Origin of the sequence: Helcobacillus massiliensis (genome assembly GCF_014191425.1) — a bacterium.
GTDB lineage: Bacteria > Actinomycetota > Actinomycetes > Actinomycetales > Dermabacteraceae > Helcobacillus > Helcobacillus massiliensis.
This window is the reverse complement of sequence record NZ_JACHWP010000002.1, coordinates 144057-168421: the sequence shown is the minus strand read 5'-3', so window position 1 is coordinate 168421 and position 24365 is coordinate 144057. Positions and strand designations below refer to the sequence as shown.

Genomic DNA, 24365 nt, shown 5'->3' with positions numbered 1-24365 from the left:
GTGAACAGTCCGCAGGAGTTCCGCAAACCGGGGGAGTCGCGTGCGCACCGCTGGGAGGCGGCAGGGCTGCGCTGGCTCGCCGAGGCCGAGGCCGATGGCGGCGCCCCCGTGGTTGCGGTCCTCGACATCCGCGACGACGCGCTGATCCTGGAGCGCCTGGAGGACGGGCACCCGTCGGCTGAGCAGGCGCGGCAGTTCGGGGCGGCGCTCGCGCGCACGCACGGAGCGGGGGCCGACGGGTTCGGTGTCGGCCCGCCGAGCTGGGACGACGATCACGGGTTCGGGCTGCAGGGACCCGCTGGGGAGCAGATCCGACTGGATCTGGCGGCGCCGGGCGACTTCGACCACTGGGGTGCGATGTTCGCCGATGCGCGACTCGCACCCCTCAACGAGCACGCCCGCATTCCCGAGATCGACGCGGTGTGTTCTCGTCTGCGCGCCGGGGAGTTCAGTGACGACGCCCCGCCAGCCCGGATCCACGGCGACCTGTGGGCCGGCAATGTTCTGTGGACGCCGCGCGGCGGTGTTCTGATCGATCCGGCGGCGCACGGCGGACACCGGGAGGATGACCTGGCGGCGCTGCACCTGTTCGGCGCGCCGCACCTGGAGGAGATCATCGCCGGGTATGAGAGCGTCTCACCGCTGGCCGACGGGTGGCAGGACCGGGTGGGGCTGCACCAGCTGCACCTGCTGATGCTGCATGTGGTGCTGTTCGGCGGGCCGTATCGGGAGCAGACCCGCCGGGTCGCCTCCCGCTACACCTGAGCTGCGGCCGTCTTCTGGTCAGCGCGCAGGAAGGTGCGCAGTGCGCTGATGAATGCGTCGGGCTGGTCGGCGTGCACCCAGTGGCGGGCGTTCTTGATCGTCACCTGCAGCACGGAGGGGAACAGGGCTCGCATGACCGGCAGGTCCTCGGCGCGGATGTAGTCGGAGTCAGCGCCGGCGATCCACAGAACCGGGCCGGTGAAGGATGAGCCATCGATCTCGTTTGCGGGCCAGTCCTTGATCTGGTCGATGGCGCGGTGCAGGAGCGGGAAGTTCGGCTGCCAGTGGAAGCCGTCGCCGGTGGGGCTGTCCTTGTGGGATCCGGCGCGGTGAGTGCGGCTGAGGTTCTGCAGGAGGAATGCGCGGACAGACGCGTCGGGAACGTCCGCGGCGAGTCGGCGGTCGGCGTCGGTGCGGCCGGTGAGGGAGTCGAGGTCGAGGCGCGCGAGCGTGTCGAGGAGGTGCTTGAAGTCGCCGCGGCCGGAGGGGGAGTCGCCGTTCGGGCCGCCGTCGCCGACGGGTGCGATGTCGACCACGACGAGGCGGCGCACGAGGTCGGGGTGTCGCAGGGCGATCAGCATGGCGACTTTGCCGCCCATGGAGTGGCCGACGATGTCGACGGGGCCGCCGGCCGCGATGCCGTCCCGCAGGTGCTCGGCGACGATGTCGGCGGTGCTGGTGTAGGAAAAATCCTCGGTCCAGGCGGACATGCCGTGGTTGGGCAGGTCGATGAGGTGGCAGCGGAAGCCGGGCTGCATGCCTTTGGCGATGCTGCTGAAGTTGCGGCCGCGGCCGAACAACCCGTGGATGAACACGACGGGGGCCCCGTCGCCGTCTCCGATCTCGACCGCGGCGACCTGCGGCTTTTCGTTGTCGTTCATGGCATCACCCTATCCGGGCGGGGAGTCCTCAATGAGTCGGATCGTCGCCCGTCGACCCGGTCTCGGGGGTATCGCCGGTTGACCCGGTCTCGGGGGCATCGCCCGTCGACCCGGTCTCGGGGGTATCGCCTGCCCTGGGGCCGTCGGTGTGCGGACCTCGCGCCTGCGGACCTCGTGCCTGCGGATCTCCTGGGCTCCGCTCCGCGGCAGTGGAGCCACCGCGTTCCTGTTGGCGACGCTCGAGTTCCGCCTGTTTCGCCGCGCGATGCTGTTCTTCGATGCGTCGGCGGCGTTCGGCGCGGATCTCCCGGTCGAGCTTGGCAAGGAATTCGGGATCGTCGTCCGGCGCGAGGGGGCCGGTGCGTGCGCGTTGACGGCGCCGATTTCCCCAGCCGAGCGCCGACAGGTTCTGCCGCCCTGGACCGTTCCCGCCGTTGCTGGTGCCGGTGCCGGTGAGGGCGCGGCCCTCCTTGCCGGCGAGGAACCACGTGATGGGGCCGACCCAGGGGATGAGCACGATGAACATGGCCCACACGAGCTTCGGCATGACCTTCACTTCGCGCTCTTCGGACTGCACACAGTCCGCGAGGGCGTAGATGGCCAGGGCGATGGTGACGATGATGATGAGCGGCCGCAGCATGCAGACAGTCTAGGCGGGCCCGCGCAGTGCAGGGGCGGGCCCGCGCAGTGTAGGGGCAGGCTCGCGCAGTGTAGGGGCAGGCTCGCGCTGCCGGCCTGGTCATCAGAACGGCGGGGGACCTGGATCTGCTCCGGATGTGGGCGGCGGGTCCTCTCCACCGGACCCGTCGAGCCCGTGTCGGCGGGCGTGATGCGCCCAGGCGGAGCGAACGAAGGCGTACTCGGATGCTGCGATGAGGTCATCGGCGTCGGTCCTGTCGGCGACGAGCCTGTCGGCGATCGTCCACCGGGTCCGACCGGTTGATCGGCCCGGCTTCGGGCCGTGGATCCGAACCGGGTCCACCGCTTTCGCTGTCTTCACCTGATGGTGGCGCGTGCAGAGCAGGTGGAGGTTCTCCATCTCGGTTCGACCGCCGCTGTGGGGATCGCGGTGGTTGAACTCGACGATGTGGTCGGCTTCGATGCGGGCCCCGTTGGTTCGGCGTGTGCACCCGGGCGCTGCGCACATGCGGTTGCGCAGACGCAGGTGCTGCAGCATCTGCGGCGTGGGGCGGTACCGGGTCGCGGGGACCGGCAGGATCGCCCCGGTGGCTTCGTCCTGCAGGATCCGCAGCCAGGTGCTGCTGCGACCGGCGAGGTCACGCGCCATGTCCGCCGGAATGACGTGGTCCCCGTTGATGGTGCCGGGCAGGTCGCTCTTCCCGAGGAGGGTGAGCGCCGGAACCTGGACGAACATCTGGAAGCGGGGTTCGGGGATGCGGAGACCGTCATTCGTGAATTCGGCGCTGGTGATGAGGATGCTGCGCAGCGCGCTGACGGACAGCGGCCTCTGTTTGAGCGCGGCGATCCCGTCGGGGTCGAACGGGACGTCCTCACCCCGCTCCAATGCGTGCTTCTGCTGCAGCTGTGCGGCGCGGGCGGTTCGGTCCAGCCTGTCCGCCATGTCGATCATGGTGGGCGCCGGGCCGGTGATGATCATCGAGAGAGCACCCGGGTGCTCAGGATCGGGCGGCAGAAGGCGGGCGTCCCGCATGGGCGGCGGGGCTTCGTCCACGGCGCGTTCGAGTTCCCGCAGGTAGACGGCGAGTCGGCGCATGCCGTGGTCGAGATCGGCGGGGTCGGCCGTGAAGTCCCACTCGGCCAGGAGATCATCGCCGCGGCGGAGGATCTCCGGTGACCGATGGCGGGTCCGGTGCAGCAGGAGGGAGAACTGGTCGGCGGTGATCTCCCCGCGTTCGAGCCGGGAGAGGGTCGTCGGCAGCGCGGTGACGGCGCGGTGGGCGTCCTGGATCCGCCGGGTGGCGCGGTCGTTGGTGGTGTGCAGGCCGACGGATGCGATGAGTTCGTTCTGCGCGGCGACGAGGAGATTCGCTTCTGTGCTGGTGTCGTCGAGATGCAGCGGGGCCAGCAGCCTGTACTCGCGTGCGGCGTGCTCGGCGGCAGCACGAGTGAGGGCTGACAGGGCGTGGGCTCGGTCGCGGGCTGCACGGTCGGTGTCGGGCAGGGCGGCGAATTCGGTGACGCCGACGGTGTCGTCTCGGCGCTGCACCGGACGGGGAGCTCGCGGCTCGCGCCGGTTCGGACGGTCGTCGGCGCTGTCCGTGCTGCGGGGTGTCATGAGCTCTCCTCTCGTCGGTGCGAGCGCGGGCAGGAGCCAGCGCTGGTGAACCCGCCGGGTGCGCGAGGGTGCGCTGACCCGACGCTCCGTGATGAAGAGAGAGGAGGGGTGTCACGGAGGTTTTGCGTTCGATGCTATCCCGATCTATGATCGACGTCAAGCATTAGCGCAACAGGTGTTCGAAGGCAGTGAGGGGGTGCGGATGGCTGTCAGTGGGAATCGTTCCGCGACCAGGTGGCCGAGAGGGACCCGTCACGGGCCCGCGCGGGACTGCCGGAGGCGGCGCTAGCCTGGAGGGCATGCGTTCGATTCTTCTGTTCTCTCTGCTCCGGCTAGCGGTCTTCGCCGTTGCCTGGTTCCTGCTCGCGGTTCTGATGCCGTCGGTTCCGTGGATCTGGACCGGGATCCTGGCCGCGGTCATCGCCATGCTGGTGTCGATCCTCCTGCTGGGTAAGCAGCGCCAGCAGGTGACCGAAGAGATGCAGCGCCGGGGCGCTGAGCGCCGAGCGAAGGCGGAGAAGAAGAGGGCTGCGGGCCGCCGTTCTGTTGCCGACGAAGACGCCGAAGCCGAGGACGCCGTCATGGACGCCCGGGAGTCGGCCGGAGACCGCTGAGGATCCTGGCCTGCTCGCCTCAGGCTGAATGCGAGCGCTGATCAGCGCAGGCTGAGTACGAGCGTGAGGATCGGCCCGATCAGCAGCAGCAGGCCGACCGCCGCCTCCAACTTGCCCGCCGCACCGAGAACGGGGATCAGACTGCGCCCAGTGGCGTGCTCAGCGACAACCAGGCGAAGCGGGTGCACGGTCAGAACCACCGCGATCAGGGTGATCACCACACCGATGTTCACGATCGTGTACGGGATGACCAGGAGGAACGGCACGAGGAGTGTCGCCGCGAACAGTCGCCGAGTGCGGGCATCGCCGAGTCGTACAGCGAGCGTGCGCTTGCCGGCGACCTCATCGGTGGGAATGTCGCGCAGGTTGTTCGTCAGCATGACGGCGCAGGCGAGCAGGCCGATCGCTGCAGCGACCAGCACATCCTCCCAGCTGGTGCGGCCGGTGATCAGATAGCTGGTGCCCATCACGGCGACCAGGCCGAAGAAGATGAACACCATGACTTCACCGAAGCCGAGGTAGCCGTACGGCCTCTTCCCGCCGGTGTAGAACCATGCCGCCAGAACGCAGGCCACGCCGACCAGCAGCATCCACCACGCGCCGGCCAGTGCGACGAGCACGAGTCCGAACAGGCCGCCGATGCCGAAGCTGAGGAACGCGGCTCGCTTCACCGTTGATGCCGGCGCCGCTCCGGACCCGGTGAGGCGGAACGGCCCCACGCGGTCCTCGTCAGTGCCGCGGATGCCGTCCGAGTAGTCGTTCGCGTAGTTCACCCCCACCTGGAGGGCGAGCGCGAGACCGAGGGCGAGGAGGCCGCGCACAGCAGTGGTGGCGCCGAGGAAGCCCGCATGGTGGATCGACAGGCCCACACCCGCTGCCACCGGCGCGAACGCCGCGGGAAGAGTGCGGGGGCGAGCCCCTTCGATCCACTGGCTCACCGATGCCACAGGCGCTCCTTACTCGCGGATGAGGCGCCGGGCGAGATCCGCGGCGCGAACCCGATCCACCTTACCGGGGGCCAGCATCGGGAGGTCGTCCACGACAAGGGTGATCTTGGGGACGCTCGCAGAGCCCAGCCTTGCGGCGCGCACCGCGTCCGGCACCGTTTCCCGCAGGAGCTCCGGGCCAGGCCGTTCCACATCTGCGCCGCCAGGGTGTGCCGGTTCGGCGGGGACCACCAGCGCGACGACCTTCTGCCCCCACTCGTCGTCCGGCACGCTCGTCACGAGCGCCGCCGCGGCCGACGGGTGCTGACAGATCGCCTGCTCCACCTCCACCGGGTTGACCTTGGCGCCACCGGTGATGATGACGTGGTCGGCGCGGCCGCGGATGGAGAGGGTCCCGTCGGCCCCCAGATCCGCGAGATCGCTGGTGACGAAGCGGCGCACCCCGGCGGCGCCGCCCGCAGTGGAGGGCACCGATTCGAAGGCGCTGAGCTCACCCTCGTCGGAGAGATAGCCGCGGGCCACGCACGGCGCGGTGATGACGAGGCGGCCCTCATCATCGAGGGACAGATCCACACCCGGCAGGGGGCGGGCGCTGTACACGCAACCGCCGGCGGTCTCCGACGACCCGTACGTCGTGACGAGGCGAAGTCCGAGGTCCCGCCCCTGTCGCAGCAGGGCCGCCGGGGTGGCGGCGCCGCCCACGAGGATCGCCGAGAACCGCCGCAGCTGCTCGAGAACAGCCCGGTCCGGGTCGCGCAGCAGACGCTCCAGCTGGGTCGGCACGAAGGACGTGAACAGGGGGCCGTCGGGTGCGACCCACTGCTCCATCGCCTCCAGCACCGTGCGCGCGGTGAACGACGCTCCCAGGTCCGGCAGCGGTCCCAGTGCGCCGTGCGGGTCGGTGAGGCCCCGCTCCTCCGCGGTGCGCAGCGCCCGCGCGACCACCTGCACGCCCGCGATGTGCGTGGGCGGCAGGAACGGCAGCCACGCCCCGTGCCCGCCGAGCGCCTCAGCGGTCGCGGTCTGCGAGGCCCGCAGCGTTGACAGGGTGTGGGCGACGGCCTTCGGGGCGCCGGTGGAGCCGGAGGTCGGCAGCACGAGGGCGTACTGGGCTCCGATCGACGGCGGTGGCGCGAACGGGGCGAGCCACACGAGGGTGGCGCCGTCGGACATGCCGGTGAGGGCGTCCACGTAGCGGGAGAAGGAGTCGCGGGTGCCGGTGAACGGGCCGGGGGCGAGCAGGCGCATGCAGTCCTTTCAGCGGGGATCAGGGCCGACGGGTCAGCCCTGCGGGTGGGGGGAGGTCAGCCCTGCGGGTGGTGGAACGACGACCAGTCAGGGTCACGCTTCTCCAGGAAGGCGTCGCGGCCCTCGACCGCTTCGTCGGTGGTGTATGCGAGACGAGTCGCCTCGCCGGCGAACACCTGCTGGCCCATGAGGCCGTCGTCGGTGAGGTTGAACGCGAACTTCAGCATCCGGATCGCCTGCGGCGACTTCGTGGCGATGACCGCGGCCATCCGCAGCGCCTCGTCCTCGAGGTCCTCGTGGTCGATCACGCGGTTCACGGCGCCCCAGTCGTAGGCGTCGTCAGCGGAGTACTCCTCGGCGAGGAAGAAGATCTCCCGGGCGCGCTTCTGCCCGACCTGCTTGGCGAGGTACGCGGAGCCGTAGCCGCCGTCGAAGCTGCCGACGTTCGCATCGGTCTGCTTGAACCGGGCGTGCTGGCGGGAGGCGATGGACATGTCGGCCACCACGTGCAGGGAGTGCCCGCCGCCGGCGGCCCAGCCGTTGACCGCGGCGATGACGACCTTGCCCATGGTGCGGATCAGGCGCTGCACTTCGAGGATGTGGAGGCGGCCGGCGCCGCCGGCGCGGACCGTGTCGGCGGTGTCCCCGTCGGCGTACTGGTAGCCGGAGCGGCCGCGGATCCGCTGGTCGCCGCCGGAGCAGAACGCCCACACGCCGTCCTTCGGGGCGGGGCCGTTGCCGGTGAGGATGATGACGCCGACCGTCGGGTCGAGGCGGGCGTGGTCGAAGGCGCGGAACAGCTCATCCACGGTGTGGGGGCGGAACGCGTTGCGGACCTCAGGGCGGTCGAACGCGATGCGCACGGCGTTCAGGTCGCGGATGGCGCCGCTGTCGCGGGCGACGGCGCGGTGGTACGTGATGTCGGTGAACGCGGGGCCGCCGAGTTCGGCCTCGGGGATGTCGCGCCAGCGCTCGGGATCGAACGTGTCGGAGACGCGGCGGGGGAGTGCGGTGGGGGTGGCTCCATCAGTGGTCATGGCTCCACTGTAGAAGGTGGGTCCTGCTCGGCGAAGTCGCGGCCGACGGGGGCGAACCGCGCCGCCAGGTCCGGGAGCGGGACGCGCACGGCGCCGAGGCGGAGGCGGCATCCGTCGGCCGTGAGGGGCATGCCCTCTGCCGCCCACAGCTGCCGGGCGCGCTCCAGGAGGTGGGGTGGGAGCTCGCCGCGGGCGTTGGTGACGCGCCACCAGGGGACGGCGCTGCCGTACTGCGCCATGATCCGCCCCACCTCACGGGGGCCGAGACCGGTGACTTCCCCCAGGTCGCCGTAGGTGACCGCTTCGCGCTCAGCGAGCGTTTCCGTTAGTCTCAGAATCATCTCTGCTCTGGTCTCAGGATCCACTCAGACAGACTACTCTGGAGGCATGGCCACAACTATGTTCGACGGCATCGACCGGATCGAGGTCTACCGCATCCCCCTCACCACCCGATTCCGCGGGCTGGATGTGCGCGAAGGCGTCCTCCTGCACGGGGAGGCGGGCTGGTCGGAGTTCTCCCCGTTCTGGGACTACGACGCTGAGCAGTCGCGCCCCTGGTTCGAGGCGGCGATGGAATCCGCCACCCGGGAGTTCCCCCGCATGGAGCGGTCCGATGTCGAGATCAACGCGACCGTGCCCGCCGTGGGGCCCGACGAGGCGCACCGCATCGCCCGCTCCTTCGGCTCGGCGACGGCGAAGGTGAAGGTGGCGGAGTCCGGTTCCACCCACAAGGAGGACCAGGCGCGCCTGGAGGCAGTGCGCGATGCCCTCGGCCCGGAGGCGAAGATCCGGATCGACGCCAACGCCGGATGGGCGAAGTCCGAAGCGGTGAAGCGCATCGGGCAGCTCGACCGCGCCGCCGGCGGCCTCGAATACGTCGAGCAGCCGGGCCGCACGATCGCCGACATGGCCTGGATCCGTTCCCGCGTTGATGTGCCGATCGCGGCGGACGAGTCGGTGCGGCTCGCCGATGACCCCCTCGAAGTGATCCGCAAGGACGCCGCCGACATCATGATCCTCAAGGTGCAGCCGATGGGCGGCATCACCCGCTGCCTGCAGATCGCTGAGGACGCCGATGTCCCCGTCGTCGTCTCCAGTGCGCTGGAGTCGTCGATCGGCATCGCGATGGGGCTGGCGCTGGCCACGTCCCTGCCGGAGCCTCCGTACGCGTGCGGCCTGGGGACGGCGCGCCTGCTCGCCACCGACGTGGTCGCCGACCCGCTCATCTCCGGCAACGGCCGCCTCACCTCGTTCCGCCAGGACATCGACGAGCTGGGCCTGGAGGTCGTGAAAGCGCCGGAGGATGTGCGTGAGCGCTGGATGGAGCGCCTGAGCCACTACGCGTCCTGATCCCCGCCGTGACCGACGCCCAGCCCGTGCCGCCCGCACGCCCCGAGCCCGGCACCGCGGTGATCCCCGCGAGCGGGTCCGGTGCCGTCGAGTGCGCGCGTGCCCTGCTGGAAGCGCTGCGGGCCGCCGGCATGAGCGACCTCGTGGTGGCGCCCGGGTCGCGGTCCGCCCCGATCGTGTACGCCGCGCACGCGCTCGGCCTGCGGTGCCACGTGCGCCTCGATGAGCGGTCGGCCGCGTTCACCGCGCTCGGCATCTCCCGCGCCGGGCGGGCCGACGGGTCCTTCGCCGCCGTTGCCACCACGTCCGGCACCGCGACGGCGCACCTGCTGGCCGCGATGATGGAGGCGCACCATTCGCATGTCCCCCTGGTTGCGCTGACCGCTGACCGGCCGGCAGAGCTGCGCGGAACGGGCGCGAACCAGACCACCCACCAGGTGGGGATGTTCGAGCCGTTCACGGCGCTCAGTGCGGACCTTCCCGCACCGGCCGCGGACCGGGCGAGCGGGATGGAGCTGCGCACCTGGGCGTCCACCGCGGCGCGCGCTGCCGCGACCGCGCTCGAGGGAGGAGCGCCCGGGACCGACCTCGGAGCGCCCGTGCACCTCAACCTGTCCTTCCGCGACCCCCTCACCCCGCAGACCGCGCCCGAGTCTGCAGCGCCCGGGCCGGGCGGCGAGGATGCGTCGGCGCCCTCGCGTGCGATCAGACTCGGCGCCCGCCGCGACGCGCAGCGGGCACCCGGCGTCCCGCTGAGCCTGCCGATGCGCACCGTCGTCGTGGCCGGTGACGCCGATGAGGCCACCGGCGCCGACGCTGCCGCCCTCGCCGAGCACCTCGACCTGCCGATCGCCGCCGAGCCGTCCAGCAGCGCGCGCCGCCCGGGCCCGACCCTCATCACCCCGGAGCAGCTGGCGACCGTGTTCGCCGAGGATGCGCACCCGCTGCGGCCCGACGCAGCGGTCGTCTTCGGCCACCCGACGCTGTCCCGCCCGGTCCTGCGCAGCCTCCTGGGAGCTGACGACGTGGACATCACGGTCGTCTCACCCACCATCGACTGGGTGGACCCCACCCATCGCGCCGCCCGCGTTCTCGCGCGGGTGGACCCGTCGGCCTCCCGCCTCACCGGCGACGCGGACGCCGCCGGAAGCACCACCGGCGGCGAGTACGCCCGGGCCTGGGCCGCTGTCCCCACCAGCGACGCGACCACCTGGCAGACCCGCGCCGCGCTCGCGGTCTGGAACGAGGCCCGCAACGGCGACGTCCTCATCCTCGGTGCGAGCGCGCTCATCCGCGACCTCGAACGGCACGGCGGCCCCACCCGCGCCCGCATCATCGCCAATCGCGGTCTCGCCGGCATCGACGGCACGATGTCGATGGCCAGCGGCATCGCCCTCGCCCGCGCCCACCGCGGCGAGCGGGGACGCACCCGCGTGCTGCTGGGGGACGTGTCCGCGATCCACGACCTGACCGGGCTCGTCATCGGCCCCACCGAGGAGCAGCCGGAGCTGGACATCGTCATCGTGGACGACGGCGGCGGCCGCATCTTCGGCGGCCTCGAGCACGCCGGTGCCGACCGCGGCCTCTTCGACCGGTTCTTCACCACCCCGCACGGCACGGACCTCGCCGCTGCGGCCCGCGCCCTCGGCGTCGATGCCCGCACTGTCACAGCGGAGGATCTTCCGGAGGCGCTGGGGGAGCAGACGCGGGGCCGACGGGTGCTGGTCGTGCAGTCATCCACAGCCCAGCGGGGCTGATCGCGTCCTCAGGAGGGCTCTGGAACAATGGCGGAACTCCAGCCCCGTCGGCGCGGCGCAGCGGCGACGGACATGACCAGAACAGGAACTCGGATGGCCCCTCGATCACCCGGCTGGTGCGGCACGCTCGCACTGGTCGCCACCGGCATGCTCGTCGCCTCTGGCATCTCCATCGCCGGCAGCACCGCGATCAACGAGCTCAGCGATTCCGGGGACCGCAGCGGGCCCGCCATCACCACCGCAGCGCCGAGCGCCCCGCCGAACCCCGGCAACGGAAAGGGCGGGGATGACCCGTCGGCCCGCTGGTCGCAGACCATCGACCAGATCGGCCCCTCCACGGTGTCCATCCAGGTGAAGTCGGAGGAGGGCAGCGCCGAGGGCACCGGCATCATCCTGGACGGGGAGGGCCGCATCGTCACCAACAACCACGTGGTCGCGGGCGCGAGGCAGATCGCCGTGACCCTGGCGGACGGCCGCACGTTCTCCGCGAAGCCCGTGGGAGCCGACCCGACTACGGACGTCGCCGTCATCGCTCTGGAGCAGGCGCCGAAGGATCTGAAGCCAGCGGTGTTCAGCGACTCCGATCAGCTCAAGGTCGGGCAGGACGTGATGGCGGTCGGCACGCCGCTGGGGCTGGCGAACACCGCCACCACCGGCATCATCTCCGCACTGAACCGCCCCGTCACCACGATGGGGGAGAAGGCCGACGGGTCCGACGCCACCTTCATCTCCGCCGTGCAGACCGATGCATCCATCAACCCCGGCAACTCCGGCGGCCCCCTCGTCAACGCCAACGGTGAGGTCATCGGGATCAACTCGTCGATCGCGTCGAACGCGACCGATGAGCGCAGCGCCGGGTCGATCGGGCTCGGGTTCGCCATCCCGTCGAACACGGTCACGATGATCGCCGAGCAGATCATCGCCGGCCAGGACGTGAAGCACGCCCTGCTGGGGGTGACGGCGCAGGACTCCGCCACCGGTGGGGCCGACGCCACTTACAGGGGCGCCGAGGTCAAGGACATCACCGGCGGCGGAGCGGCGCAGAAGGCCGGGATCCGCCGGGGTGATGTGATCATCGCGGTGGATCAGATCCCCGTCGGCTCCGCCAGCGGCCTCACCGCGATCGTGCGGGGTCTGCAGCCCGGCAGTGAGCACACCATCACGCTGATCCGCGGGGATGAGAAGAAGGACGTCCGCGTCACACTCGGCAGCATGTGACACGGACGCCCTTCGGGGTGCAGGCGCTTCTGCTCCATGTGGTGCGGGCTTCGGCGCAGCACGATCCAGCCGATCGCGACCAGCAGGAACCAGAACGGGGTGGCGAGGCCGAAGATCATGCGGGACGTGGAGTAGATCCCGGAGTTCGCGGAGCTCATCGCGAACCAGAACTCGAGCTCACCGAAGTTCTTCACGCTCGGAATGTTCAGGGCGATGAGGCTGACGATGACCAGCAGTGCGACCACGGGGGCGGTCCACGCCGCCAGGTGGGGGAGCCCGATGATCCCTGGGAGAACCCCGTGGGGATGCCGTGGCGTCGGGGCCGTCGGCGAGTCGTTCAGCCGCGCAGGGCGCGCATCATAGGGCGGGTCTTCGCGAGCGCCTCGGCGTGCTCGGTCAGCGGATCGGACGCTTCGACGATGCCGCCGCCGGCCTGCAGGACCAGGTAGTGCGGGTCCTCGGGGTCGAGGTGCGCCATCCGCAGCGCGATCGCCCACTGGCCGTCGCCGCGCCCGCTCATCCACCCGACGGGGGCGGCGTACCCGCCGCGGTCCTGCTCCTCGATGGTCCGGTTGATGCGGTCGGCGTCGGCGCGGGGCATGCCGCTGACGGCGGCCGACGGGTGCAGCAGACCGGCCACGTCCACGCTCGTCAGGCCGGGCCGCAGCTTCGCGGAGACGTCGGAGGCGAGGTGCTCCAGGCCGGGCAGGCGCAGCACGAACGGTTCCGCGGGGGCGGAGATCCATTCGGTGACGGCTTCGAGCGGGCCGGTGACGGAGCGGATCGCGTACTCGTGTTCGGCGCGCTCCTTCGGGTCGTGGAAGAAGGCGTCGCGGTCCTCGGCGGTGAGCTCCCCGCCGTCGGCGACGGGCCGGGTGCCGGCGAGGACGCGGGAGAAGAGGCGGGAGCCTTCGGTCTCCACCAGCATCTCGGGGGATGCGCCGATGACATCGCCCACGCGGAACACCCACGTCATGGGATACATCGCGGCGAGGCGGCGGGCGAGCGCAGGGATGGAGACGGGGTCACTGGACCGCGCGTCGAGGCGTTCGGAGATGACGAGCTTCTCGGCACCGCCGGCGCGGATCTCGTCCACGGCGCGGCTGATCAGCGCCTGATACTCGGCGGGGGTGTGGGCGCTGGCCACCTCGATGTGCGGCACGGGCGGGGCCGGCGCATCGGCTGCGCTCGCCTCGGCGTCAGCGGTGGGGAAGAGCTCCGCGAGCAGGGCCGACGGGTCCCGGCCATCCGCTGCGCCGAGGCCGCGCGCTGGATCCTCGCCATCGGCGGTGATGAGGGTGAGGAAGGCGCACCCGTCGGCCTGTCCGAGGACGGCGCGGGGGATCACGAGGCGGGAGGGCCGCTCGGAGGCGGCGTAGTAGGAGAAGGAGCCGAGGGCGAGGAGCCCGCTGCCGCGCACACCGGCGGCGTCATCGACCGTGGCGGCGGCACTGACCTGCTGAAACGCCTGGGAGAGGTCCGTGAAGCGGTCCTCGCCGGTGGCGGTGAGGACGAGGGCCTCGCCGCGGGCGAGCAGGCCGTCGCCGCGGTGGAAGAACAGGCCGGAGGGGTCCGCTGGAATATGCTGGGCGAGGTCCACAGGGCCGTCGAGGCGGAGAGTCGTCACACTGAGCCGGGACGCGGATGCATCTGAGCCAGCGGTCCCCGGGCGGTTCACTAGGGTGGCCATGATGATCACCATTATGCCGTCGAGCAGGCCGGAAGAGGTAAGCCAGTGATTCGCAGACCGTCATCCCCGGCCGCAGCCGGGATCATCGCCGGTCTCATCGCGTTCGCGGTCAACGCCGCGACCGTGATCGTGCCCGCCATCGCCGCCCACACCGCCGACTCCCGCACCTCGCTGAGTCTGCTGGACGCGATCATGGTGGCGCTGTCGTTCTTCGCCCTCGGCAACGGCGGCGCGATCCACCTGATCGTGACGGGGATGACGGGGCCGGTCACGATCTCACCCGTCGGCCTCACCGTGGTGTTCTTCGCAGTGCTCGCGTTCACGATGCGCAGCCGCGCCCGCCTCATCGAGTTCACGCGGGCCGACGGCGGCCTCCACCCGGGCGCCATCGCCGGCCTCGGCGTGATCATCGGCGCGTTCGCCGCCGCGTACACCGTCGCGACCATGGTGACGATGATGCTCATCACCAGCGCAGACGTCCGCGTCACCACCATCCCCACCACCCTCGCCGCCCTGGTGCTGTCCCTGGTCGCGGGCGCGGTGGGCACGATGGCGAGCCTGAAGCGGCCGGCCGACGGAGGCATTCCCGCCGTCGGGATGCTCGCCCTCATCCCACACCCGTTCGACGCCATCATCCGTGCCATCGGCGCGACCGTCCTGCTGCTGCTCGGCCTCGGCGCCCTGCTCACCACGGTCATGCTCGCTGTCGCCTCCCCGTCCGTGATGGAGATGTTCACCGGCCTCAAGCCCGGACCGTTCGGCGGGGCAGTCCTGATCCTCGCGCAGCTGCTTGTGCTGCCGAGCCTGATCGTGTGGGCGATGGTGGTGCTGCTCGGCGGCACCGTCCTGACCGGCATCGGCACCGGCATCTCCCTCGGCGGCGCGACCGTCGGTGTGCTGCCGGTGCTGCCGGTGCTGGCGGCGCTGCCGCAGCCCGGTGTGTTCCCCCGCTGGATGCTCGCGCTGATGATCCTGCCGGTGATCGCGGTGGGGATGGGTGCTGTTCTGCTGGCGCGCGAGACCCGGCCGCTTGCTGATGAGCCGCCCCTGGACGGCCGCGAGATCGCCGTGATCTGGGGCGGGTTCGTCGGCGGACTGTTCTGCGTGCTGATGCTGCTGGCGGCGTTCTCCGGCGGTGCGATCGGCGCGGATCAGCTCAGTGAGCTCGGCCCGAAGCTCAGCTCGCTTGCGCTGCCGCTGCTGGGGATCATCGTCCTCGGCGCCGGCTCGGTCGCCGTGTGGGAGCTGACGGGGCTGGGGCAGCGCACCGCGGATGCGACGCAGCGTCTGCGGGACCGCGTGGATGCGTCTGAGCGCACCGACGAGGACTGACGCGCAGCAGAGCGCAGCTCAGCGACCGCCGCGCAGCCAGTCGATGACCTCGTCCTGCGCGGAGTCCTTGCAGGCGGCGCGCGCCTGCTCCGTGATCGCGTTCTCCTGACACTGCTGGATCGCGTGCATCGGCTGGTAGAAGATCGCAGACAGACCCGCCATCGCCACCAGCAGCAGTGACGCGAGGATGCCGAGCGCACCCATGATGACGGCCCGGGCACGGCGCTCAGTGCGCAGCCCCGCCATGATCGACCGCACCAGCATCACGATCGCCGCAATCGCCACCACGCCCGAGAGGAGCGAGAACGGCAGCGGGACCAGGGACAGCGCCCACGCCACCGCGAAGCAGAGCAGTGCTCGAGTGGTCCATCGGGTGTAGTCACGCAGGTTCTTCTCATCCATCACGCACCCCATTGTGCCCGAGACGGAGGACCCCCAACCACCCCGCACGGGTCGACTACGCTGGGGGTGTGCCCCACGAGAACACCGCCTCCGCCAGTCCCGCCGGTCCCGCTCGCCTCGTTGTGCTGATCTCCGGCACCGGATCCAACCTCGCCGCGGTGCTCGCCGCGATCGAGCAGGGGACCCTCACCGGTGCCCAGGTCGTCGCCGTCATCGCCGACGTCGACGCCGCCGGTCTCGACCACGCCCGCAGCTGCTCCATCCCCACCGCGGTCGTGCGCCTCGCCGACCATGAGGACCGCGCCGCCTGGGACCGCGCCCTCGCCGACGAGGTCGCGAGCCACGCACCGGACCTCATCGTCCTCGCTGGGTTCATGCGCCTGCTCGGCGCCCCCATGCTGGAGCGCTTCGGCGGCCGCATCATCAACACCCACCCCGCGCTGCTGCCGTCGTTCCCCGGCGCCCACGGCGTCCGCGACGCCCTCGCCTACGGCGTCAAGGTCACCGGCGCCACCGTCATCGAGGTCGACGCCGGCATCGACACCGGCCGCATCCTCGACCAGCGGCCCGTGCTCATCGAACCGGGCGACACCGAGGACACCCTCCATGAAAGGATCAAGGAGGTGGAGCGCGTGATGATCGTCGATGTCATCCGCGACCTCCTGCAGGCAGCACCCGTCGGCCCACCGACCACCACCCTCGAAGCAGACAGGAACACAGCAGAAGTGACCACCCAGCGAGCGATCAAGCGCGCCCTCATCTCCGTCTTCGACAAGACCGGCCTGGAGGACCTCGCCCGAGCCCTCCACGGAGCCGGCACCGAGATCGTCTCCACCGGATCCACCGCCCAGGCCATCCGGGACGCCGGCCTCCCCGTCACCGACGTCGCCGACGTCACCGGGTTCCCCGAAATCCTCGACGGCCGCGTCAAGACCCTGCACCCCGTCGTACACGGCGGCCTCCTCGCCGACCGCACCAAGGAATCCCACGAGGCGGCGCTGCAGGAGCACGGCATCGCCCCGTTCGACCTCGTCGTGGTCAACCTGTACCCGTTCGAGCAGACCGTCGCCGACGGCGGCGCCTTCGAGGAGATCATCGAGAAGATCGACATCGGCGGCCCCGCCATGGTCCGCTCCGCCGCGAAGAACTTCTCCACCTGCGCCGTGGTCGTGGAGCAGAAGGACTACGCCCTCGCCGCCGATGCCGCCGGCCGCGGCGGCTTCACCCGCGCCGAACGGTACGCCCTCAGCGCCGTCGCCTTCGCCCGCATCGCGATGTACGACGCCGCCATCGACGACTGGACCCAGCAGCAGCTCGCCGACCTCGGCGACGAACTCGCCGGCACCGAACTCGACCTCGCCACCATCTCCGAGCGCTACGCCCCGGACTCCGACGGTGAGGACTGCGACTGCTGCGCCGACGGCCACGACGACGCCCTCGACGGGGAGGTCGAGGAGGTCAGCATCTTCGACATGCCCGCCGAGCAGATGGAGGAGATCGGCATGCGGGCGCTGCGCTACGGCGAGAACCCGCACCAGCGCGCCCTGCTCGACACCGCCGGTGAGGACGGCAGCCTCGCCTCCGCCGAGGTGCTGCACGGCAAGGAGATGAGCTACAACAACTACGTCGACGCCGATGCCGCCATCCGCGCCGCCTTCGACTTCGACCAGCCCGCCGTCGCCGTCATCAAGCACAACAACCCGTGCGGAGTGGCCGTCGCCGACGACGGTGAGGACATCGCGATCGCCCACCGGAAGGCGCACGCCACCGACCCCGTGTCCGCGTTCGGCGGCGTCATCGCCGCGAACCGCCCCGTCACGGTGGCGATGGCGAACCAGGTCGCCGAGGTGTTCACCGAAGTGCTGGTCGCACCCGGCTACGAGGACGGTGCGCTCGAGATCCTGACGCGCAAGAAGAACATCCGCCTGCTGGAGATCGACGGCCAGAACAGCGAACTGGGGGAGACCCGCGACATCTGGGGCGGCACCCTCATCCAGGAGAAGGACCGCTTCCAGGCCGACGGCGACGATCCGGCGTCCTGGCAGCTCGTCGCCGGCGACGCCGCCGATGACGCCACCCTCGCCGACCTCGCCTTCGCGTGGCGGGCCGTGCGCGCCCCGAAGTCCAACGCCATCCTGCTGGCGAAGGACGGCGGCGCTGTCGGCATCGGCATGGGCCAGGTGAACCGTGTGGACTCCTGCCGCCTCGCTGTGGAGCGCGCCAACACGCTCGCCGACGGGGAGGAGCGCGCCCGCGGATCCGTCTGCGCATCCGACGCGTTCTTCCCGTTCGCCGACGGGCCCCAGCAGCTCATCGATGCCGGCATCACCGCCATCGTGCAGCCCGGTGGGTCCGTGCGCGACCAGGAGGTCATCGACGCCTGCACGAAGGCCGGCGTCACCATGTACGTGACCGGCACCCGCCACTTCGCCCACTGACCCACCCGGGCACCGCCCGGTGCCCGCCCCGCCGCCCAACGAAGGAGCCAGTCAATGAAGGACGTCCCCACGAACCAGAACCTCCGCGAATTCATCGAGCACCTCCGTGAAGAGGGGTACTCCGTCCAGGGCGGAGAGTCCCCGGACCCGGACCTGATCGACCCGCAGGGCAACCCCGTCTACACGTGGCAGGAGGGCTACCCGTACGACGAGCGCATGGAGCGCGACGCCTATGAGCTGGAGAAGTACCGCCTGCAGGTGGAGCTGCTCAAGCTGCAGTACTGGATGGAGGATGAGGGCCAGAAGGCCATCATCATCTTCGAGGGCCGCGACGCCGCCGGCAAGGGCGGCACCATCAAGCGGTTCACCGAGCACCTCAACCCGCGCATGGCGCGCGTGGTGGCGCTCAACAAGCCCAGCGACCGCGAACGCGGCCAGTGGTACTTCCAGCGCTACGTGCAGCACCTGCCCACCGATGGTGAGCTCGTCATGTTCGACCGCTCCTGGTACAACCGCGCCGGTGTGGAGCGCGTGATGGGCTTCTGCACCGATGACGAGTACCACCGCTTCATGGACCAGGCTCCGCAGTTCGAGCGGATGCTGGTGGATGCCGGCATCCATGTCACGAAGTTCTGGTTCTCGGTGTCGCAGAAGGAGCAGCGGACCCGCTTCGCGATCCGTCAGCTGGACCCGGTGCGCCAGTGGAAGCTGTCGCCGATGGACCTGGAGTCCCTGGACCGCTGGGAGCAGTACGGCGAAGCGAAGGAGGAGATGTTCCGCCGCACGGACAAGAAGTACGCGCCGTGGATCATCATCCGCTCCAACGACAAGAAGCGCGCCCGCCTCAACGCGATGCGCTATTTCCTCTCGCAGTTCGAATACGAGGGCAAGGACCATGCCGTGGTCGGCACTCCGGACCCGCTGCTGGTGATGCGCGGCAAGCACGAAGTCGCCGACGAGTGACGGTGCGCTGAGCGCGCCGCGCTGACCCGTCGGCCCGCCTCGCGCCCCGCAGCCCCCGCCGCCAGCGACGATCGGTCGACGTATGCGGGGAAAGCGGCGCGAAGATCCCCGAATGCGCAGACGGATCGCCGATCGCAGACAGAAGCGGCGCGGACACCCCGATGGGGCATCCGCGCCGCTTCACTGTTCTCGCCCATCGCGCTCAGCCGGCAGCCGGTGCTGCGCTCAGCAGGCGCTGAGGCTCAGAGCTAGAGGTCAGCGTCGGTGATGACCGGCATGATGTCGGTCTTGCCGGTGGCGCGGTACGGCTTCGTCATGCGCTCGGGCGCGAGGATGTGGCGCAGGTGCGCCTCGTCCAGCAGGCCCCGCTCGATGACGAGCTCGGCCACGCCGCGGCCGCTCTTCAGCGCCTCCGCCGCAATCTCCGTGGACGCGGCGTAGCCGATCACTGGCACGAGGGCCGTGATGACGCCGATGGAGCGGCGGATATGGTCGCCCAGCACGTCCTCGTTCACCGTGATGCCCTTGATGCAGCGCTCGGACAGGGTGTCCATCGCGCGGGTCATCATGCGGGTGGAGTTGAGGATGTTGTACGCGATGACCGGCTCGAACGCGTTGAGCTGCAGCTGGCCGCCCTCCGCCGCCATCGTCACCGTCATGTCGTTGCCGATGACCTGGTACGCGACCTGGTTGACGACCTCCGGGATCACCGGGTTGACCTTGCCGGGCATGACGGAGGAGCCGGGCTGCACAGCGGGCAGGTTGATCTCGTTGAAGCCGGCGCGGGGACCGGAGGACAGCAGGCGCAGATCGTTGCAGATCTTCGAGGTCTTCACGGCGACGCGCTTGAGGATGCCGGAGAACGTGACGAACGCGCCGGTGTCGGAGGTCGCCTCCACGAGGTCGACCGCGGTGACGAACTCGATGCCGGTCAGTTCGGTGAGCTTCTTCGCCACCAGGTTCGCGTAGCGCGGGTCGGTGGTGATGCCCGTGCCGATGGCGGTGGCGCCCATGTTCATCTCGTGGAAGAGGCGCGCGGTGCGGGTGAGGCGCTGGACGTCCTCGGCGATGGTGGTGGCCCAGGCGGTGAACTCCTGCCCCACGGTCATCGGGACGGCGTCCTGCATCTGGGTGCGGCCCATCTTGAGGATGTCCTTGTACTCCTCGCCCTTCGCCTTCAGCGACTCGATGAGGTTCTCCATTGCGGCCGTGAGCTGCGGGAAGGACAGCAGGATCGCCAGGCGCAGGGCGGTCGGGTAGACGTCGTTGGTGGACTGCCCGAGGTTGACGTCGTTGTTGGGGTGGAGGTGCTCGTACTGGCCCTTCTCGTGGCCGAGGATCTCCAGGGCCCGGTTGGCGATGACCTCGTTCGCGTTCATATTGGTGGAGGTGCCGGCCCCGCCCTGGATCATGTCCACCACGAAATGGTCGTGGAGCTGGCCGTTCACGATCTCCTCGCAGGCGGCGCCGATGGCGTCGGCCTTCTCATCGTCGAGGATGCCGAGCTCCTGGTTGGCGCGGGCCGCCGCATGCTTCACGTACGCGAGGGCTTCGACCAGTGGGGGGAAGTGCTTCAGGGGCACGTCCGTGATGTGGAAGTTCTCCTGCGCCCGCAGGGTCTGCACCCCGTAGTAGGCGGAGGCGGGGACGTCGCGATCACCGAGCAGATCGTGTTCGGTGCGAACCTCAGTCATATTCTTCGATTGTCCTTTTCAGGTGGTGTCAACGCTGACATCCACCAGGGTAGCGCGTCCGTCTACCATGGGAGCGTGAATCAGTCGCCGTACACCCTGAGGGCCGCCATGGTGCGCCAGCGGGCACTGATCCTCGCTCTCATCGGCCTGCTGGCCACGGTGCTGATCGCCCTGCTGGTGGACGTCTCCACCGGTGGCTTCGCGCTCGCGGGCCTGCTGCTCTGCCTCGCGGTGGTGCGGCTGGTGGTGCCGGCGCGGCGCCTCGGCGGGCTCGTAATCCGTCGGCGCGTGATCGACGCCGTGATCCTCCTCGTCCTCGCCGGCGGTCTGCTGCTGCTGTCGTCCAGCCCGAACCTCTGACGGCCCGCCTGCGCGGCGAGGGCGGAGGAATGCTCGCCCGGCCGACGGGGTCAGACTCCGTCGGGCGCCTCCACCAGCTCCACCAGACCGGAGTCCAACTGGTACACGCCGCCGGCCAGGGCGATGCGGCCCTCCTCCACAGCGCGGCGCACGATCTCCGACTCCTGCGGCAGGTCCGCGAGGGTGCCGGCCACGTGGTGGCGGATGGGGCGCGGGTCGTCCGGGTCGCTGATGTGCGTGCGCAGGCGCTCCACCAGGACCGGCATGGAGCCGGGCAGCTGCTCACCGTCGCGGATCGCGGCGATGGTGGCCTTGACGGCGCCGCAGTTCTCGTGGCCGAGCACGAATACGATCTGGACGCCCAGGACGTCCACCGCGAACTCGATGGAGGCGCGGACGGAACGGCCCGCCACATGCCCGGCGTTGCGGATCACGAACAGGTCGCCGAAGCCCTGGTCGAACAGCAGCTCCACACTGGCGCGGGAGTCCGAGCAGCCCACTACGCACGCGAACGGCTCCTGCGATTCCGTGAGGATGGAGCGGTGGTCGGCGTGCTGCCGCGGGTGCAGGGCGGCGTTGTCCGCGAAGCGGCGATTGCCGCGCAGAAGCTTGTCCAGGGCGTCGGCCGGGGTGCGCGCGGGAGCGGGCATGAAAAGTCTCCTTGTGGTGTGGGATCATCGGTCGGTGAGCACTTCCCTGTCGAGACTGCATGATGTCTTCGACCTCGCTATGAGGATCGGCGAGATCATGCTGGCCAGTGGCGCGGCCGCATCCGAAGTCACCGCCACGATGCTGCGCATCACTGCGTCCTCCGGCATCCGGAACGTCTCTGTGCAGGTCACGTTCAACGAACTGAGCGTCAGCTACCTGCCCGACGAGGAATCTACCCCGTTCACCCGCATCCGCGCAGTCGCAGACGCGGACATGGACTTCTCCAAGCTGGACGAGGCGGAGAAGATCACCTCCGACTACATCCACGGCGAACTCGCCCTCGCCGAAGCGATCACCGCGGCTGAGCGCACCCGCTCCGCCCCGAAGCGCTACTCCAACGCGCTGACGACCGCGGGCTGGGCGATCATGAGCGGCGCCGCCGCGGTCGGCTTCGGTGCCGGCACCATGGTGATGCTGTTCGCGGCGATCACCGCCGGCATCATCTACAACCTGCTCGGCGCACTCGCCCGCCGCGGCATCCCCATGTTCTTCGCGCAGGTCATCGGCGGTTTCCTGTCGGTGATGGCGGCGATCCTCGCGTACGTCATCGACCCGAGCGTGAACGCCTCCATCGTGGTGATCGCCTGCATCATCCTGCTGCTGGCGGGCCTGACCTCCATCGGCGCGATGCAGGACGCGATCACCGGCTGGTACATCACGGCCTCGGCGCGGATCCTGCAGACCATCATGCTGACGATCGGCGTGGTGATCGGCGTGCGCGCCGGTCTGATGTTCTCCACCTGGGTGGGGGTGGACATCTCCGTCAGTTCGTCCCTGCCGAGCACGCTCGCGTCCGTGATAGTGGTGCTTGTCGCCGGTGCGGTGATGGGCCTGGGAAGTTCGATCGGTGTGCAGTCGCCGCGGCGCGTGATCGCGGTGTCGACCCTGCTGGCGACGATGTCGTCGGTGGTGAGCTTCGCGCTGCGCACCGTCGGCCTGGAGCAGCCCTGGAACGTCGGGGTGACGGCACTGCTGGTCGGCTGCTTCGCCGTGATAGGGGCTCAGCGTCTGCGCACTCCCGCCGTGTCGATGGTGATCGTCGGGGTGCTGCCGCTGGTGCCGGGCTCCATCATCTACCGCGGCCTCCTCGCGCTCGGCGACGACCCGCAGGCGGGCGCGCTGTCCCTGTTCACCGCGGTGTCGGTCGCGGTCGCGATCAGCGCGGGCGTGGTGTTCGGGCAGCTGCTGATGGCGCGCCTGCTGCTGGGCCTGCAGGCGGCGTCCACCACCTGGATCCCGGTGATGTCCGCACCGTTCAGCACGGCGAGGCGCCGACGGGTCCTGAACTCCCGCACCGCCGCCGCGAAGGCCACGAACTACACTCTGGCGATTCCCGTGGTCCGTCTGGAACCGGGCGAAGCCGACCCCACCGAGCCGGAAGCGACCACGGAGAGCCAGAGCGTGCTCAGCCGTCTCGTGCTCGGCAGCACCGATGAGGAGAATCCGTGACCGAGACGTCGACGACCCGCCTGCACCGCGCCCCCGACCGAGCCGAGGCGGCCCGCGCCGCTGGCCGGGCCTTCGCCGACGCGTTCGGCACCGAGGCCGACGGAGTCTTCTCCGCCCCGGGGCGCGTCACCATCATCGGTGAGCACGTCGACTACCAGGACGGGCTCTGCCTGCCGATGGCGATCGGCCACCGCTGCTTCGCCGCCGTCCGCGTCACCGAAACGGGCCGTCTGCAGCTGCGGTCCCGGCAGATGCCGGACGATGCCGTGGACGTTGCGCTCGCGGACCTGGCGCCGGGTGCCGTGCCCGTGTGGGCTGGCTATGCCGCCGGCGTGATCTGGGCGCTCGCCGACGCCCATCCGCAGCTGCGCAGCGGAGAGCTGGGCCTGGCGATCCTGGTGGACGGCCAGGTGCCGTTGGGGGCGGGGCTCAGTTCGTCGGCCGCGCTCGAATGCTCCGTGGCGCAGGCGCTGGAGGAGCTGCTCGGCCTGGGCACCACGCAGCAGGAACGGATCGCTGCGTGCATCCGCGCGGAGAACGAGTTCGTCGGCGCAGCAACGGGCGGGCTGGACCAGTCGGCGTCTGTGCGAGCGGCGCAGGGCCACGCCCTGCTGCTGGACTGCGCGGACGGCGCCGTGGAGCTGGAGCCGTGGGACCTGTCGGAGCACGGGCTCGGTCTGCTGATCGTCGACACCCGCGCGGAGCATTCGCTGATCGGAGGGGAGTACGCGGAGCGGCGCGGCCAGACTGAGTCGGCGGCCGAGGCGCTCGGCGCGGCGACGCTGCGCGAGGTCGCCGATGCGGGGGCCGACGGCGTCCGCGATCAGCTGGATGCGCTGGAGGATGACGTGATCCGTCGGCGCGCCCGCCATGTCGTGACGGAGATCTGCCGGGTGCGGGAGTTCGCCGACCTGCTCGCCGACGGGGGAGTGGGGGAGAACCTGCGCCGCCTCGGTGAACTGATGAACGCCTCGCACGACTCGCTGCGGGACGACTTCGAGGTGACGGTCCCGGAACTGGATGTCGCGGTGGGAGCGGCGCGCGATGCTGGCGCGCATGGTGCCCGCATGACCGGCGGCGGCTTCGGCGGCAGCATCATCGCGCTCGTGGATGCGGATCAGATGGAGGCGACCGCTGCGGCGGTGGCGACGGCGTTTGCGGAGCACGGCTTCACCGCACCGGTGGCGTTCGCGGCGCAGCCGTCGACCGGGGCCGGCCGAGACATCTGAGAGGACCGGGCCCCGAGGCGCGG

General features: G+C 70.4%; 22 protein-coding genes and 1 pseudogene. 12 read left to right on the top strand and 11 right to left on the bottom strand.

Annotated elements, in window-relative coordinates; all coding sequences use genetic code 11:
* Positions 1–765, top strand: a complete 765-nt coding sequence (locus FHX50_RS06350) for a fructosamine kinase family protein (protein WP_183375722.1) — start codon at positions 1–3, stop codon at positions 763–765.
* Here the strand turns inward: FHX50_RS06350 and FHX50_RS06345 are convergent.
* From FHX50_RS06345 to FHX50_RS06335, 3 genes are all read right to left on the bottom strand, one after another.
* Complete coding sequence (locus tag FHX50_RS06345) at positions 756–1646, bottom strand: alpha/beta fold hydrolase (RefSeq protein WP_183375720.1); 891 nt, start codon at positions 1644–1646, stop codon at positions 756–758. The two genes, FHX50_RS06350 and FHX50_RS06345, sit on opposite strands and share 10 nt — an antisense overlap.
* 28 nt (positions 1647–1674) lie before the next feature.
* Positions 1675–2286: a PLD nuclease N-terminal domain-containing protein gene (locus tag FHX50_RS06340; protein WP_183375718.1), complete on the bottom strand. Its 612-nt coding sequence runs from the start codon at positions 2284–2286 to the stop codon at positions 1675–1677.
* Positions 2287–2388: 102 nt separating this feature from the next.
* On the bottom strand, positions 2389–3903 hold the full coding sequence (locus FHX50_RS06335) for an HNH endonuclease (RefSeq protein WP_183375716.1): 1515 nt from the start codon (positions 3901–3903) through the stop codon (positions 2389–2391).
* Positions 3904–4202: 299 nt separating this feature from the next.
* Here FHX50_RS06335 and FHX50_RS06330 point away from each other — a divergent pair, with 299 nt between their 5' ends.
* Positions 4203–4517, top strand: a complete 315-nt coding sequence (locus tag FHX50_RS06330) for a DUF4229 domain-containing protein (RefSeq protein ID WP_183375714.1) — start codon at positions 4203–4205, stop codon at positions 4515–4517.
* 41 nt (positions 4518–4558) lie between these two features.
* On the opposite strand, the gene FHX50_RS06325 is transcribed toward FHX50_RS06330, so the two are convergent.
* Genes FHX50_RS06325 through FHX50_RS06310 form a run of 4 tightly spaced genes read right to left on the bottom strand, consistent with a single transcriptional unit; the run spans position 4559 to position 8090 of the window.
* The gene (locus FHX50_RS06325) at positions 4559–5464 is read right to left on the bottom strand and encodes a 1,4-dihydroxy-2-naphthoate polyprenyltransferase (RefSeq protein ID WP_183375712.1); all 906 of its coding nucleotides are present in this window, start codon (positions 5462–5464) and stop codon (positions 4559–4561) included.
* A 9-nt stretch (positions 5465–5473) separates the two neighbouring features.
* On the bottom strand, positions 5474–6712 hold the full coding sequence (locus FHX50_RS06320) for an AMP-binding protein (protein ID WP_183375710.1): 1239 nt from the start codon (positions 6710–6712) through the stop codon (positions 5474–5476).
* Positions 6713–6768: 56 nt separating this feature from the next.
* Complete coding sequence (locus FHX50_RS06315; protein WP_183375708.1) at positions 6769–7749, bottom strand: 1,4-dihydroxy-2-naphthoyl-CoA synthase; 981 nt, start codon at positions 7747–7749, stop codon at positions 6769–6771.
* A complete protein-coding gene (locus FHX50_RS06310) occupies positions 7746–8090 on the bottom strand; it encodes an MGMT family protein (RefSeq protein ID WP_183375706.1) in 345 nt (114 codons plus the stop codon). Before FHX50_RS06310 ends, FHX50_RS06315 begins: the two co-directional genes overlap by 4 nt.
* A 46-nt stretch (positions 8091–8136) precedes the next feature.
* Here FHX50_RS06310 and FHX50_RS06305 point away from each other — a divergent pair, with 46 nt between their 5' ends.
* The 3 genes from FHX50_RS06305 (at position 8137) to FHX50_RS06295 (ending at position 12074) form a co-directional block, all read left to right on the top strand.
* A complete protein-coding gene (locus FHX50_RS06305) occupies positions 8137–9099 on the top strand; it encodes an o-succinylbenzoate synthase (RefSeq protein ID WP_183375704.1) in 963 nt (320 codons plus the stop codon).
* Positions 9100–9107: 8 nt separating this feature from the next.
* On the top strand, positions 9108–10856 hold the full coding sequence (gene menD, locus FHX50_RS06300; RefSeq protein WP_343064052.1) for a 2-succinyl-5-enolpyruvyl-6-hydroxy-3-cyclohexene-1-carboxylic-acid synthase: 1749 nt from the start codon (positions 9108–9110) through the stop codon (positions 10854–10856).
* 93 nt (positions 10857–10949) lie between these two features.
* Positions 10950–12074 carry a S1C family serine protease gene (locus tag FHX50_RS06295; RefSeq protein ID WP_183375702.1) on the top strand — a complete coding sequence of 375 codons (1125 nt, stop codon included), beginning with the start codon at positions 10950–10952 and terminating at the stop codon, positions 12072–12074.
* A 337-nt stretch (positions 12075–12411) separates the two neighbouring features.
* On the opposite strand, the gene FHX50_RS06290 is transcribed toward FHX50_RS06295, so the two are convergent.
* Complete coding sequence (locus tag FHX50_RS06290) at positions 12412–13701, bottom strand: isochorismate synthase (protein ID WP_343064051.1); 1290 nt, start codon at positions 13699–13701, stop codon at positions 12412–12414.
* A 108-nt stretch (positions 13702–13809) separates the two neighbouring features.
* Between FHX50_RS06290 and FHX50_RS06285 the strand changes: the two genes are divergently transcribed.
* Positions 13810–15096, top strand: a complete 1287-nt coding sequence (locus FHX50_RS06285; protein WP_183375698.1) for a cell division protein PerM — start codon at positions 13810–13812, stop codon at positions 15094–15096.
* An 18-nt stretch (positions 15097–15114) separates the two neighbouring features.
* Here the strand turns inward: FHX50_RS06285 and FHX50_RS06280 are convergent, their stop codons facing one another.
* Positions 15115–15498, bottom strand: coding sequence for a hypothetical protein (locus tag FHX50_RS06280; protein WP_183375696.1), 384 nt, complete (start codon positions 15496–15498; stop codon positions 15115–15117).
* On the opposite strand from FHX50_RS06280, the pseudogene purN reads away from it, so the two are divergent.
* From purN to ppk2, 3 genes and pseudogenes are all read left to right on the top strand, one after another.
* A pseudogene (purN, locus tag FHX50_RS12095) lies at positions 15450–16157 on the top strand (phosphoribosylglycinamide formyltransferase); the annotation flags it as partial. The gene FHX50_RS06280 and the pseudogene purN overlap by 49 nt on opposite strands.
* Positions 16134–17936, top strand: a complete 1803-nt coding sequence (gene purH / locus FHX50_RS06275; protein ID WP_415829877.1) for a bifunctional phosphoribosylaminoimidazolecarboxamide formyltransferase/IMP cyclohydrolase — start codon at positions 16134–16136, stop codon at positions 17934–17936. The pseudogene purN and the gene purH, both read left to right, overlap by 24 nt.
* A gap of 54 nt (positions 17937–17990) precedes the next feature.
* Positions 17991–18899, top strand: coding sequence for a polyphosphate kinase 2 (ppk2, locus tag FHX50_RS06270; protein ID WP_183375692.1), 909 nt, complete (start codon positions 17991–17993; stop codon positions 18897–18899).
* Between the two features lie 248 nt (positions 18900–19147).
* Here the strand turns inward: ppk2 and aspA are convergent, their stop codons facing one another.
* A complete protein-coding gene (aspA, locus tag FHX50_RS06265; protein ID WP_183375690.1) occupies positions 19148–20593 on the bottom strand; it encodes an aspartate ammonia-lyase in 1446 nt (481 codons plus the stop codon).
* A 75-nt stretch (positions 20594–20668) separates the two neighbouring features.
* On the opposite strand from aspA, the gene FHX50_RS06260 reads away from it, so the two are divergent.
* Positions 20669–20953, top strand: a complete 285-nt coding sequence (locus tag FHX50_RS06260) for a DUF3017 domain-containing protein (protein ID WP_343064050.1) — start codon at positions 20669–20671, stop codon at positions 20951–20953.
* A gap of 50 nt (positions 20954–21003) precedes the next feature.
* Here FHX50_RS06260 and FHX50_RS06255 read toward each other — a convergent pair whose 3' ends face one another.
* On the bottom strand, positions 21004–21603 hold the full coding sequence (locus FHX50_RS06255) for a carbonic anhydrase (protein WP_183375688.1): 600 nt from the start codon (positions 21601–21603) through the stop codon (positions 21004–21006).
* A gap of 34 nt (positions 21604–21637) precedes the next feature.
* On the opposite strand from FHX50_RS06255, the gene FHX50_RS06250 reads away from it, so the two are divergent.
* Positions 21638–23113, top strand: a complete 1476-nt coding sequence (locus FHX50_RS06250; RefSeq protein WP_183375686.1) for a threonine/serine exporter family protein — start codon at positions 21638–21640, stop codon at positions 23111–23113.
* Positions 23110–24342 (top strand): galactokinase, encoded by a 1233-nt coding sequence (gene galK, locus FHX50_RS06245; RefSeq protein ID WP_183375684.1) that lies wholly within the window; start codon positions 23110–23112, stop codon positions 24340–24342. The genes FHX50_RS06250 and galK overlap by 4 nt, the downstream gene beginning before the upstream one ends.
* Positions 24343–24365: the final 23 nt, after the last annotated feature.